This window comes from Citrobacter sp. Colony219 (assembly GCF_019382635.1).
Taxonomy (GTDB): domain Bacteria; phylum Pseudomonadota; class Gammaproteobacteria; order Enterobacterales; family Enterobacteriaceae; genus Citrobacter; species Citrobacter youngae.
On the sequence record NZ_CP080033.1, the window covers coordinates 3,412,383 to 3,425,037 of the forward strand.

Below are 12,655 nucleotides of genomic sequence, written 5' to 3' on the forward strand. Positions count from 1 at the left end.
ACAATCTGGGGCTAAATCATGATCAGGTATTTCTTACTACGACCACATTTCCGTTGGGTTGCTTGGTCACGGAAATCTGTTCCAGACTGGTCAACGAAAAGTCGACCTCATCCAGGCGCGGCGTGTCCGCAGGCGCATTGACCGCGATCACATGACACCCAGCCGCCAGTCCTGAAAGCACACCAGCGGGCGCATCTTCAACCACGGTACACTCTTGCGGTGCGAGACCCAGCAGTTGAGCGCCTAACAGATAAGCGTCTGGTTCTGGTTTCCCTCTTTTTACCCGCTCAGCTGTAACAAACACTTCAGGCGCGGGAAGCCCCGCGACACGATGGCGCGCTCGTGCGACTGGCATAGAACCGGAGGTCACAATCGCCCACGGAATACCCGCTTTATTGAGGTGGTTGAGCAACTCAACAGCCCCCGGCAGCGCGGTGATCCCAGCGGTTTCCGTCGCTTCGATCTGCTCCAGACGGGTGAACTCCGCAGCGATCTCAGCCTCAGATTTGCCCACCATAAAGTGTCGTAGAGAGGTAATGGCCTGCTTGCCATGAATAAATCCGAGCACCTCGTCGTGATCGAGGCCAAAACGATCGGCCCAGTTGCACCACGCGCGTTCTACTGCGGGTAAGGAATCAACCAGCGTTCCATCCAGATCAAACAGAAAACCTTTGCACTGCACGCTCGCCCCCTCAGGCATTAATGATTTGGTTAATTTCATTCGCGCTCAGGTGATACTGGCGCGGGCAAGAGTGCCAGACGTTCAACATACGCTGATATTTTTCCCACATCGGGGTCTGGGCGTTGAAGCCATGCGTACCCGCATCAAAGTGGGTATAGCGACCTTCCACATTGACCATAAAGCGAACGTATCCGAGGAAACGGGCTTCCGTTGCGGCGTCAAAACCGAGGAAGGTCACGCGGCGCTCATCAATGGCCTGTGCATCCTTAAGATTAGTCCAGGACACATGTAATGCGTGATACATCTCCATAATATCGATAATCGTACGGCAGGTTTCTTCCGTCAGCTCACCAAACTCACGATCCAGCTCGCGCATCTGCAAACCGTAACCGCGTTCAATAATCGTCTGCAAACGACGATAACGCTCGGCGTTAGTGGGATCGAGCATAGTCATCATTTTGTACTGATTCGACAAAATCAGACGTTGAGCGTTGGTCATTTCCATTTGGGACTCCTGTATCACTACTACTGCGATGAAAAAAAAGAAGGCATCTTGTGCCTTCTTTTATATGCGTAATCAGGGGTCAATTACAAATCATCGAGGAAAGTTTTATCCAGTTGTTTGAAGGCACGCTTAAGCGTGTCAGCCAGCGCCTGGTAATCAGGCTTCCCTTCAACCGGCGATAACGCCTGTCCGGCTTCTTGTAATTTCCCCCGAACTTCGTAGAACCAGTTGAGAATCGAAGGCGGCAGCGGTGTCACGGAACGCTTACCCAACCACCACATGCCCTGCATTGGCAGGCTCAGCGCAAATAGCGCCGTTGCCACAGCCGGTCCCAACTGACCACCCAACGCAATTTGCCAGCATAACGTGAAGACGGCGATAGGCGGCATAAAACGGATTGCGTAACGTGTCATACGGATCACGCGGTTCTCTACAAACACGGGCGCGAGGCGCTTTTCCATTGGCCACGTCTTCGCGTAGTGCTGCCCCCGGCGGAACAAGCTAAAAAAATTGACGGAACGATTATCCGGTGTCGACATGGCGGTTACCTCAACTTCACATATAAAAATTAAAAAATTTGTGCAAAACAACAACTACAAAGGACATCGTTCAAAACATTTTGTCTTTGATACCCACATTCAGGTATCCTGTGCCGGCCTGTAAGGCCTTTAGTCCAAAATCATTGAGTCGTCAAATTGACACATAGTATGCCATTGGCTGAAAAATACGCAAAATGACATAGACTCAAAGGTATTTATTCCATCGTGCCCAAAAAGACCCTGGCGCATGATGTTAATCATAAACGTCGGTGTCATCATGCGCTACGCTCTATGACTCCCTGACGTTTTTTTAGCCACGTATCATAAATAGGTACTTCCATGTCGAGTAAGTTAGTACTGGTTCTGAACTGCGGTAGCTCCTCACTGAAATTTGCCATCATCGATGCAGTAAACGGTGAAGAATACCTTTCTGGTTTAGCCGAATGTTTCCATCTCCCAGAAGCACGTATCAAATGGAAAATGGATGGCGGTAAACAAGAAGCGGCTTTAGGTGCAGGCGCCGCTCACAGTGAAGCGCTGAATTTTATCGTTAATACTATTCTGGCACAAAAACCAGAACTGTCTGCTCAGCTGACTGCGATTGGTCACCGTGTTGTTCACGGCGGCGAAAAATACACCGGCTCTGTAGTTATCGACGATTCCGTTATTCAGGGTATCAAAGATGCAGCCTCTTTTGCACCGTTGCACAACCCTGCACACCTGATCGGTATCGCTGAAGCGCTGAAATCCTTCCCGAATCTGAAAGACAAAAACGTGGCCGTATTCGACACCGCGTTCCATCAGACTATGCCGGAAGAATCTTACCTCTATGCCCTGCCGTACAGCCTGTACAAAGAGCATGGCATTCGTCGTTACGGCGCGCACGGTACCAGCCACTTCTTCGTGACTCAGGAAGCGGCAAAAATGCTGAACAAACCGGTTGATGAACTGAACATCATCACTTGCCACCTGGGCAACGGCGGTTCTGTTTCTGCAATCCGTAACGGTAAATGTGTTGATACCTCCATGGGTCTGACCCCGCTGGAAGGTCTGGTGATGGGTACGCGTTCCGGTGACATCGACCCGGCGATCATCTTCCACCTGCACGACACCCTGGGCATGAGCGTTGACCAGATCAACAAAATGCTGACCAAAGAGTCTGGCCTGCTGGGTCTGACTGAAGTCACCAGCGACTGCCGTTATGTTGAAGACAACTACACCACCAAAGAAGACGCTAAACGTGCAATGGACGTTTACTGCCACCGTCTGGCGAAATACATCGGTTCCTACACCGCGCTGATGGATGGTCGTCTGGATGCGGTTGTCTTCACCGGTGGCATTGGTGAAAACGCCGCGATGGTTCGTGAACTGTCTCTGGGCAAACTGGGCGTTCTGGGCTTCGAAGTTGACCACGAACGTAACCTGGCCGCACGTTTCGGCAAATCTGGTTTCATCAACAAAGAAGGTACCCGTCCTGCGGTGGTTATCCCAACCAACGAAGAACTGGTTATCGCGCAAGACGCGAGCCGTCTGACTGCCTGATTTCACACCGCCAGCCTAGCTGGCGGTGCTGTTTTGTAACCCGTCTAAATTGGCGGTAACGAAAGAGGATAAACCGTGTCCCGTATTATTATGCTGATCCCTACCGGAACCAGCGTCGGCCTGACCAGCGTCAGCCTTGGCGTGATCCGTGCTATGGAACGCAAAGGCGTTCGTCTGAGCGTCTTTAAGCCTATCGCTCAGCCTCGTGCCGGTGGCGATGCGCCTGACCAGACTACCAGCATCGTGCGTGCTAACTCTTCTCTGCCAGCCGCTGAGCCGCTGAAGATGAGCCACGTTGAATCTCTGCTGTCCAGCAATCAGAAAGATGTGCTGATGGAAGAGATTATCGCGAACTACCACGCGAACACTAAAGACGCTGAAGTTGTACTGGTTGAAGGCCTGGTCCCAACCCGTAAACATCAGTTCGCGCAGTCTCTGAACTACGAAATCGCGAAAACGCTGAACGCGGAAATCGTCTTCGTCATGTCTCAGGGTACCGATACCCCGGAACAGCTGAACGAGCGTATTGAACTGACTCGCAGCAGCTTCGGCGGCGCGAAAAACACCAACATCACCGGCGTAATCGTTAACAAACTGAACGCACCGGTTGATGAGCAGGGCCGTACTCGCCCGGATCTGTCTGAGATTTTCGACGACTCTTCCAAAGCGAAAGTGATCAAAGTTGATCCGGCTAAACTGCAGGAGTCCAGCCCGCTGCCGGTTCTGGGCGCGGTGCCGTGGAGCTTCGATCTGATCGCCACCCGTGCAATCGATATGGCGCGTCACCTGAACGCCACCATCGTGAACGAAGGCGATATCAATACCCGTCGCGTGAAGTCTGTGACTTTCTGCGCACGCAGCATTCCGCACATGCTGGAACACTTCCGCGCAGGTTCTCTGCTGGTGACTTCCGCTGACCGTCCGGACGTGCTGGTTGCTGCATGCCTGGCAGCGATGAACGGCGTGGAAATCGGCGCCCTGCTGCTGACTGGCGGCTATGAAATGGACGCGCGCATCACTAAGCTGTGCGAACGTGCATTCGAAACCGGCCTGCCGGTATTCATGGTCAACACCAATACCTGGCAGACCTCTCTGAGCCTGCAGAGCTTCAACCTGGAAGTTCCGGTTGACGATCACGAGCGTATTGAGAAAGTTCAGGAATACGTTGCTAACTACATCAACGCCGACTGGGTTGAATCTCTGACCGCAACGTCTGAGCGCAGCCGTCGTCTGTCTCCACCAGCGTTCCGCTACCAGTTGACCGAACTGGCGCGTAAAGCGGGCAAACGCGTTGTTCTGCCGGAAGGCGACGAACCGCGTACCGTTAAAGCGGCCGCTATCTGTGCTGAACGCGGTATCGCAACCTGCGTTCTGCTGGGTAACCCGGATGAGATCACCCGCGTTGCGGCGTCTCAGGGCGTTGAACTGGGCGCTGGCGTTGAAATCGTTGACCCGGATGTGGTTCGCGAAAGCTACGTTGCACGCCTGGTCGAGCTGCGTAAGAACAAAGGTATGACCGAAACCGTTGCCCGCGAACAGCTGGAAGACAACGTCGTTCTCGGCACCCTGATGCTGGAACAGGACGACGTTGACGGTCTGGTTTCCGGTGCCGTTCACACTACCGCGAATACCATTCGTCCACCGCTGCAGCTGATCAAAACTGCACCGGGTAGTTCCCTGGTGTCTTCTGTGTTCTTCATGCTGCTGCCGGATCAGGTTTACGTTTACGGCGACTGCGCGATCAACCCGGATCCAACCGCAGAACAGCTGGCAGAAATCGCGATTCAGTCCGCTGAATCCGCGATTGCCTTCGGTATCGAACCGCGCGTAGCAATGCTCTCCTACTCCACCGGTACTTCTGGTGCAGGTAGCGACGTAGAGAAAGTACGTGAAGCGACTCGTCTGGCACAGGAAAAACGTCCTGACCTGATGATCGACGGCCCGCTGCAGTATGACGCCGCCGTTATGGCTGATGTAGCAAAATCCAAAGCGCCGAACTCTCCGGTTGCAGGTCGCGCTACCGTGTTCATCTTCCCGGATCTGAACACCGGTAACACCACCTACAAAGCGGTACAGCGTTCTGCCGACCTGATCTCCATCGGGCCGATGCTGCAGGGTATGCGCAAGCCGGTGAACGACCTGTCTCGTGGCGCGCTGGTAGACGATATCGTCTACACCATCGCTCTGACCGCGATCCAGTCTTCCCAGCAGCAGCAGTAATTTGCTGCGTGTGCCGGATGCTTTATCCGGCAACACATCCTGCTTATCAAACCGGAAATAGCTAATATTTCCGGTTTTTTTATATCTGTTTTTCCCGTTTGCATAATCTGAAACATTTACCGGGATGCGCTGCATCAATGAATAACTATTCTCCTGTTTGCATACTTACCCTCTTTTGCATTGCAACAGGGATAGTCTTTCATGTCAGCAGTAACAGAAACACGGTCAGCCAAAAAGTGGGCGATGCCCGACACGCTGGTGATAATTTTTTTCGTCGCCATTTTAACCAGTCTGGCGACCTGGGTTGTTCCCGTCGGGATGTTCGACAGTCAGGAAGTGCAGTATCAGGTTGATGGGCAAACCAAGACCCGCAAGGTTGTTGATCCCCACTCATTCCGAATTCTGACCAATGAAGCCGGTGAAGAGCAGTATCACCCGGTTAAGTTCTTTACCACCGGTGACGAAAGTCCTGGTCTGATGAACTTCCCGTTTGAAGGGTTAACCTCCGGCTCTAAATTCGGTACTGCCGTTGGCATCATTATGTTTATGCTGGTGATTGGCGGCGCGTTTGGCATCGTGATGCGCACCGGAACCATTGATAACGGCATTCTCGCGTTGATCCGCCATACGCGAGGTAACGAAGTGCTGTTTATTCCAGTGCTGTTTATTCTCTTCTCTTTAGGTGGTGCGGTATTTGGCATGGGGGAAGAGGCTGTCGCCTTTGCCATTATCATCGCGCCGCTGATGGTGCGCTTAGGTTACGACAGTATCACCACCGTGCTGGTGACCTACATTGCCACCCAAATTGGCTTTGCCAGTTCGTGGATGAACCCATTCTGTGTGGTTGTCGCACAGGGTATTGCCGGTGTCCCTGTGCTCTCGGGTTCGGGTCTGCGCATCGTGGTGTGGGTTGTGGCGACGATGATCGGCCTGACGTTCACGCTGGCCTACGCGGCACGCATCAAAAAGAATCCGCTGCTGTCACGCGTGCATGAATCTGACCGCTTCTTCCGCGAACAGCAGGATGAGGTCATTGAGCGCCGCTTCACGCTCGGCGACTGGCTGGTACTGATGGTGCTGACGTGCGTGATCGTGTGGGTCATTTGGGGCGTTATCGTCCACGCGTGGTTTATCCCGGAGATTGCCAGCCAGTTCTTCACTATGGGGTTGGTGATTGGCATTATCGGCGTCGTCTTTCGGCTCAACGGCATGACGGTTAACATCATGGCGTCCTCATTTACTGAGGGTGCGCGTATGATGATTGCCCCTGCCCTGCTGGTCGGTTTTGCCAAGGGGATATTGCTGCTGGTAGGCAATGGTGAAGCGGGCGATGCCAGCGTACTGAATACCCTGCTGCACAGCATCGCCAACGGCATTAGCGGTCTGGATAACGCCATTGCGGCGTGGTTTATGCTGCTGTTCCAGGCGGTATTCAATTTCTTCGTTACCTCCGGCTCCGGTCAGGCTGCGTTGACCATGCCGCTGCTGGCACCGTTGGGCGATCTGGTTGGCGTCAACCGTCAGGTCACCGTTCTGGCATTCCAGTTTGGTGACGGATTCAGTCATATTATCTATCCTACGTCGGCATCACTGATGGCAACGTTAGGCGTTTGTCGGGTGGATTTTCGTAACTGGCTGAAGGTAGGCGCCACGCTGTTGGGACTGCTGTTTATTATGTCCAGCGTGGTGGTGATTGGCGCGCAGATAATGGGCTACCATTAAACAACAAGGCCGGATAATGCGCATCAGCGGCTTATCCGGCCTACAACGACTCCCGATCCCGTCATCCAGGATCGGCGGTGCTGAATTTACTCAGCTTCTTCGTGTTTTTCGGCTTTCGCACTTTCATTCTTGGCGTTGCGGGTCATCCACAGCGCCAGTGCCTTCAGTGAGTCCGGTGTAAATTCATCACAGCGCGCGGTAATTTCTTCCGGCGTCAGCCAGCACACTTCACTAATTTCTTCTTCCTGCAGCGCAAACGGTCCGTGAGAAACGCAGCTAAACAGCCCGCCCCAGACGCGACAGTTCTGGTCTTCAAAATAAAACTGACCGTGCTCGGCAAACGGGACACCGGCAATGCCCAATTCTTCTTCAGCTTCACGACGCGCGGAGTCCAGAAGCTGCTCATCAGCCTGAACAACCCCCCCCGCGGTAGCATCCAGCATACCGGGCATAAAGTCCTTTGTCTCAGTGCGACGCTGAACCAGAATTTTACCCATACCATCGTGTACAACGATATACGTTGCACGGTGGCGCAAGCATTGTGCCCGCATTTGTTCCCGGCTGGATTGTGCGATGACTTCATTGTCTTCATTCACAATATCCACCCATTCAGTACTTGCCAAACGACGCTGTTCCACCATCAGGAAACCTTCTTTTTTCTAGCGCTCTTACGGCGCGTTTACGTTTGTGGGGTAACTTACGGATTAATCTCGACCTGCGCAATAATACTTTGATCATTGAGTGCCATCACGCTGAGAACATTATCATCCAGAATCCCGTAGCTTGCCGTAAATCCCCCTTTCGGGATGCTTACCGAACCGGGGTTAAACTGGTAGATATCCCCACGTCGCTCTGCCACCGGCAGATGCGTATGTCCATAAACCAGCACATCGCCGGCGTTGAGCGGTGGTAAGTTATCCGGACCAAAAAGATGTCCGTGCGTCAGAAAGAGTCGCTGGCTGTCAGTCAGAATTTGCTGCCACGGCGCGGTTATTGGAAAATGCAGAAGCATCTGATCCACTTCGCTGTCGCAATTACCACGTACCGCAATTATCCGCGACGCCTGCTCATTCAAACGCTCGGCGACCTGCGCTGGCGCGTAGCCCTCTGGCAGCGCATTACGCGGCCCATGGTTCAATACATCGCCCAGTATCACCAGCCATTGCGCACCGCTTTGGGCAAACCGTTCAAGTACGCATTCCGTAGCCGGCAACGAACCATGAATGTCCGATGCGAACATCAGTTTCATCACTCACCCCTCGTTGAAAAATACCTTTCAATGATACTGGATTACGTCCCTACTTTCAGCAGGAACGCTTCGCTGAAAGCGCGATAAAACGTTGTACCGAAGCGCGTTGCCACTGGAAGGTGGCATACTCTGCGAGCTGTTCTGGTACATCATCGCCATTCAGAACCAGTCGATTAAGCATTAGCGCTAAATCGCTGTCTGCGATACACCATTCACCAAACAAATTCTGCTTACCGTGCGCCAGTAAACTGCCCGCCGTGGCAAACAATTTTTCCGCACTGGCCCTTCCTGCTTCCGTCAACGGACCTTTCTTCACGCCAGCAAAAACCACATCCGTTGATCGTTCTTCACGGATAGGCATCAAATCGCTGCGAATCCACGCCTGAACCTGGCGGGCACGAGCCCGTTTTTGTAGATCGTGCGGATAAATGCGCTCCCATTGTGGTGGAGCGAAACGCTCTTCCAGGAACTCGGCAATCGCCGAGGATTCACTCAGTTCAAAACCGTCAATGTCAAGAACCGGTACGCGCCGCGTCAGCGCATACCCTTGCCATGAAGGTTGCAAGTGTTCGCCACTATTGAGGTTGACAGTTTTCAGCGTAAAAGGCAGCCCTTTCTCTTGCAGAGCGACATAAACAGACAGTACATAAGGGGAGAAAAAGTTGGCATCTGACCACAGCGTAATTGCAGGTTTGCTCATAATGTCCTCTGAAGTGTATTGGCTTTCTTTCAAAATATAGAGTCTTTCTCTCGCTGTCACTTGATGAAAACTCACACACGTCGGCAGCTTCTATACTTGTAGTGACCCGGTTCATGACAAAACGGACGCTGAAAATGATCGACCTTTACTACACTCCATCGCCAAACGGGCACAAAATCACACTGTTTCTCGAAGAGGCGCAGTTAAAATACCGTCTGATTCATGTAGATATCAGCAGAGGCAGCCAGTTCCGCCCTGACTTTTTGCTGATTTCACCGAATAATAAAATTCCGGCCATCATCGACTGCGCCCCGGAGGATGGCGGAAAACCCATTAGCCTGTTTGAGTCTGGCGAGATTTTACTCTACCTGGCAGAAAAGAGCGGTAAGCTACTCAGCGGCGAATTACGCGAGCGCCACACCACGCTGCAGTGGCTCTTCTGGCAGGTTAGCGGACTTGGGCCAATGCTGGGACAAAATCATCACTTCAGCCACTTCGCACCGCAGACTATCCCCTACGCCATTGAACGGTATCAGGTGGAAACCCAGCGACTGTACAACGTCATGAATAAACGCCTGGAAATATCACCCTGGCTGGGTGGCGATCATTACAGCATTGCCGATATTGCCTGCTGGCCGTGGATTAATCTCCACCAGCGCCAGCGTATCGACCTCGACAACTATCCGGCGGTCAATAACTGGTACGAACGTATCCGTACTCGTCCCGCAACAGAACGGGCGATGCAGCAAGCGCAGAGCGAGAAAAGTTAACGCGATTCGGTTCTCGTGTATCATGAAAAGGTTCATACATGGAGGAAACCTGCAATGTCACAACCTGACGCAATTATTCGTATAAAAAACCTTCGTCTGCGCACTTTTATCGGCATTAAAGAAGAAGAGATCCTGAACCGACAGGATATCGTCATCAATATTGCCATCCACTATCCAGCAGACAAAGCCCGGACCAGTGAAGATATCAACGATGCGCTGAATTATCGCACCATCACCAAGAGCATCATTTCGCACGTTGAGAGTAACCGCTTCTCATTGTTGGAAAAATTAACGCAAGATGTGCTCGATATCGCACGCGAACATCACTGGGTCACTTATGCTGAAGTGGAGATCGATAAACTTCACGCATTGCGTTACGCCGACTCCGTTTCCATGACATTGAGCTGGCAGCGCTAAACGTAACCCGGGAGGCGACATGCAGATTCTGATTACCGGCGGTACTGGCCTGATTGGACGTCATTTGATCCCCCGCCTGCTGGAACTGGGGCATCAGATTACCGTAGTGACACGTACTCCTGATAAGGCTCGTCAGATTCTGGACTCCCGGGTCACGCTATGGAAAGGGCTGGAAGAGCAGCAAAACCTCGATGGCGTTGATGCTGTCATCAATCTTGCCGGAGAGCCTATCGCCGACAAACGCTGGAGCGCTGAGCAAAAAGAGCGTTTGTGCCAGAGCCGCTGGGGGATTACGCAGAAACTGGTCGATTTAATCAAGGTCAGCAACACGCCGCCTGCCGTACTCATCTCCGGTTCCGCTACGGGATACTACGGCGATCTGGGTGAAGTCGTTGTGACGGAAGAAGAACCGCCACATAATGAATTCACCCATAAGTTGTGCGCCCGCTGGGAACAGATCGCCAGCGCTGCGCAAAGCGACAAAACCCGCGTATGTTTGCTGCGTACTGGCGTTGTATTGGCCTCTACAGGCGGGATCCTCGCAAAGATGGTTCCACCGTTTCGTCTGGGGCTTGGCGGTCCTATCGGCAATGGGCGTCAATACCTGGCCTGGATCCATATTGACGATATGGTCAACGGGATTATCTGGCTGCTGGATAACGATCTGCGCGGTCCCTTCAATATGGTTTCGCCATACCCGGTTCGCAATGAACAGTTCGCCCATGCGCTGGGTCATGCCCTAAACCGCCCGGCGATCCTGCGCGTTCCGGCAGCCGCTATGCGGCTGCTGATGGGCGAATCCTCGGTGCTGGTCCTCGGGGGGCAGCGCGCGTTGCCCAAGCGACTGGAAGGGGCAGGTTTTGCGTTTCGTTGGTACGATTTGGAAGAAGCGCTGGCCGATGTCATCCGATAATGTCTGATATCCCTTCACTGTTGCCATTGTGGTGGTATGGTTAAAAAACCAAATACCACAATGGCGACGTTATGGCGATAATATCAACACCCCGACTTACTCTCTCTTTATACCAACTCGCTGACTGGCCTTTTTTCCAGCGGCTACGAGAAAATCCGGACGTCATGCGTTTCATGGGTGATATCGCCCCAACCAAAGATACTCGCCTGCTCTTCGCCAGACGCCTTTCCGCTCGACATACCTTTGTTATCCGGGAGCACAACAACACGGCGCAACTGGGCGATATTGGCTTACAGATAAGCCATCTTTATCCTCAGGAAGCTGATATTGGCTATGCCATCACGCCGCGGGCGCAGGGAAAAGGGATTGCCAGCGAAGCCGTACGTGCCGTGTGCGATTATGCCTTCCAACAGGCTGGCGTAACGGCGATAAATGCCTATGTATTAGCCGGAAATACCGGGTCGATACGCATTCTGGAAAAAACAGGATTTATACGCACTCAGGTGCTTGAAAAAGCCTATGAAGTGAACGGCATAGCGTATGACGACTGGGTTTATCGTCTGGAGTACAGCGCGTTAAAGCGGTAGGCCCGGAAAGCGTAACGCCTCCGGGCAACTCACTTATTTCAGCGAGCCCTTGAGAAATTGCTGCAAACGCGGGCTTTGCGGATTACCGAATACCTGCTCCGGGTCGCCCTCTTCCTCAATTTTCCCCTGATGCAGGAAAATCACGTGCGTGGAGACATGTCGAGCGAATCCCATTTCGTGGGTCACGACCACCATGGTTTTCCCCTCTTCGGCCAGCTGTTGCATAATACGCAACACCTCGCCCACAAGTTCTGGGTCAAGCGCCGATGTGGGTTCATCAAACAGCAACACTTCCGGTTCCATCGCCAACGCACGCGCAATAGAGACGCGCTGCTGCTGACCACCGGACAGATGTACCGGATATTTGCCCTGCGCGCGCTCATCAATACCGACTTTGGCCAGATACTTCACCGCACGTTCGCGGGCTTCCTGCTTGCTCAGCCCCAGCACCTGAATCGGCGCTTCCATCACGTTTTCCAGCACCGTCATGTGGCTCCACAGGTTGAAGTGCTGAAAGACCATCGTCAGTCGCGTGCGTAGCAGACGCAGCTGATTTTTATCTGCTACCTTCAACTGACCGTCTTTGTCGCGCACCAGGCCAATATTCTGACCGCTAACCACAATCGTTCCGGCACTCGGCTTTTCCAGAAAGTTAATGCAGCGCAGGAAGGTACTTTTACCCGAACCTGACGAACCAATAATACTGATAACATCACCCGCATTGGCCTGCAGCGATACCCCTTTCAGCACTTCATGTTCGCCGTAGTGCTTATGTAAATCGATAACGTTTAATTTATTTTCAGACATCG

Annotated in this window: 14 protein-coding genes; 7 read left to right on the forward strand and 7 right to left on the reverse strand. The window is 52.8% G+C overall.

The features are described from left to right. Positions 1-22 precede the first annotated feature (22 nt). From JTI85_RS15375 to yfbV, 3 genes are all read right to left on the reverse strand, one after another. Positions 23-700 (reverse strand): sugar phosphatase, encoded by a 678-nt coding sequence (locus JTI85_RS15375; protein WP_086523398.1) that lies wholly within the window; start codon positions 698-700, stop codon positions 23-25. Beyond that, complete coding sequence (locus tag JTI85_RS15380) at positions 693-1,187, reverse strand: YfbU family protein (RefSeq protein ID WP_003028086.1); 495 nt, start codon at positions 1,185-1,187, stop codon at positions 693-695. The genes JTI85_RS15375 and JTI85_RS15380 overlap by 8 nt, the downstream gene beginning before the upstream one ends. A gap of 83 nt (positions 1,188-1,270) precedes the next feature. Next, on the reverse strand, positions 1,271-1,726 hold the full coding sequence (yfbV, locus tag JTI85_RS15385) for a terminus macrodomain insulation protein YfbV (RefSeq protein WP_003028087.1): 456 nt from the start codon (positions 1,724-1,726) through the stop codon (positions 1,271-1,273). 339 nt (positions 1,727-2,065) lie between these two features. Here yfbV and ackA point away from each other — a divergent pair, with 339 nt between their 5' ends. From ackA to yfcC, 3 genes are all read left to right on the forward strand, one after another. Then, positions 2,066-3,268, forward strand: coding sequence for an acetate kinase (ackA, locus tag JTI85_RS15390; RefSeq protein WP_061068223.1), 1,203 nt, complete (start codon positions 2,066-2,068; stop codon positions 3,266-3,268). 75 nt (positions 3,269-3,343) lie between these two features. Next, positions 3,344-5,488, forward strand: coding sequence for a phosphate acetyltransferase (pta, locus tag JTI85_RS15395; protein WP_137364508.1), 2,145 nt, complete (start codon positions 3,344-3,346; stop codon positions 5,486-5,488). 201 nt (positions 5,489-5,689) lie between these two features. Next, positions 5,690-7,210, forward strand: a complete 1,521-nt coding sequence (gene yfcC / locus JTI85_RS15400; protein ID WP_219351705.1) for a putative basic amino acid antiporter YfcC — start codon at positions 5,690-5,692, stop codon at positions 7,208-7,210. Positions 7,211-7,296: 86 nt separating this feature from the next. On the opposite strand, the gene yfcD is transcribed toward yfcC, so the two are convergent. From yfcD to yfcF, 3 genes are read right to left on the reverse strand one after another with little or no spacing between them, the layout of a single operon-like run. After that, the gene (yfcD, locus tag JTI85_RS15405) at positions 7,297-7,851 is read right to left on the reverse strand and encodes an NUDIX hydrolase YfcD (protein WP_048211064.1); all 555 of its coding nucleotides are present in this window, start codon (positions 7,849-7,851) and stop codon (positions 7,297-7,299) included. 56 nt (positions 7,852-7,907) lie between these two features. Further along, positions 7,908-8,459 (reverse strand): phosphodiesterase, encoded by a 552-nt coding sequence (gene yfcE / locus JTI85_RS15410; protein ID WP_048211063.1) that lies wholly within the window; start codon positions 8,457-8,459, stop codon positions 7,908-7,910. Between the two features lie 55 nt (positions 8,460-8,514). Beyond that, positions 8,515-9,159: a glutathione transferase gene (gene yfcF / locus JTI85_RS15415; RefSeq protein ID WP_219351706.1), complete on the reverse strand. Its 645-nt coding sequence runs from the start codon at positions 9,157-9,159 to the stop codon at positions 8,515-8,517. Positions 9,160-9,293: 134 nt separating this feature from the next. Here yfcF and yfcG point away from each other — a divergent pair, with 134 nt between their 5' ends. The 4 genes from yfcG to JTI85_RS15435 all read left to right on the forward strand — a co-directional run bounded on the left by yfcG (position 9,294) and on the right by JTI85_RS15435 (position 11,846). Further along, positions 9,294-9,929 (forward strand): GSH-dependent disulfide bond oxidoreductase, encoded by a 636-nt coding sequence (yfcG, locus tag JTI85_RS15420; RefSeq protein ID WP_048211061.1) that lies wholly within the window; start codon positions 9,294-9,296, stop codon positions 9,927-9,929. A 54-nt stretch (positions 9,930-9,983) separates the two neighbouring features. Next, positions 9,984-10,346, forward strand: a complete 363-nt coding sequence (folX, locus tag JTI85_RS15425; protein ID WP_005129505.1) for a dihydroneopterin triphosphate 2'-epimerase — start codon at positions 9,984-9,986, stop codon at positions 10,344-10,346. A 19-nt stretch (positions 10,347-10,365) separates the two neighbouring features. Beyond that, positions 10,366-11,259 (forward strand): TIGR01777 family oxidoreductase, encoded by an 894-nt coding sequence (locus JTI85_RS15430; protein WP_105242182.1) that lies wholly within the window; start codon positions 10,366-10,368, stop codon positions 11,257-11,259. Between the two features lie 71 nt (positions 11,260-11,330). Next, on the forward strand, positions 11,331-11,846 hold the full coding sequence (locus JTI85_RS15435; protein WP_071887365.1) for a GNAT family N-acetyltransferase: 516 nt from the start codon (positions 11,331-11,333) through the stop codon (positions 11,844-11,846). 33 nt (positions 11,847-11,879) lie between these two features. Here the strand turns inward: JTI85_RS15435 and hisP are convergent, their stop codons facing one another. Continuing rightward, positions 11,880-12,653 carry a histidine ABC transporter ATP-binding protein HisP gene (gene hisP / locus JTI85_RS15440; protein ID WP_061068225.1) on the reverse strand — a complete coding sequence of 258 codons (774 nt, stop codon included), beginning with the start codon at positions 12,651-12,653 and terminating at the stop codon, positions 11,880-11,882. Between the last annotated feature and the right edge of the window lie 2 nt (positions 12,654-12,655).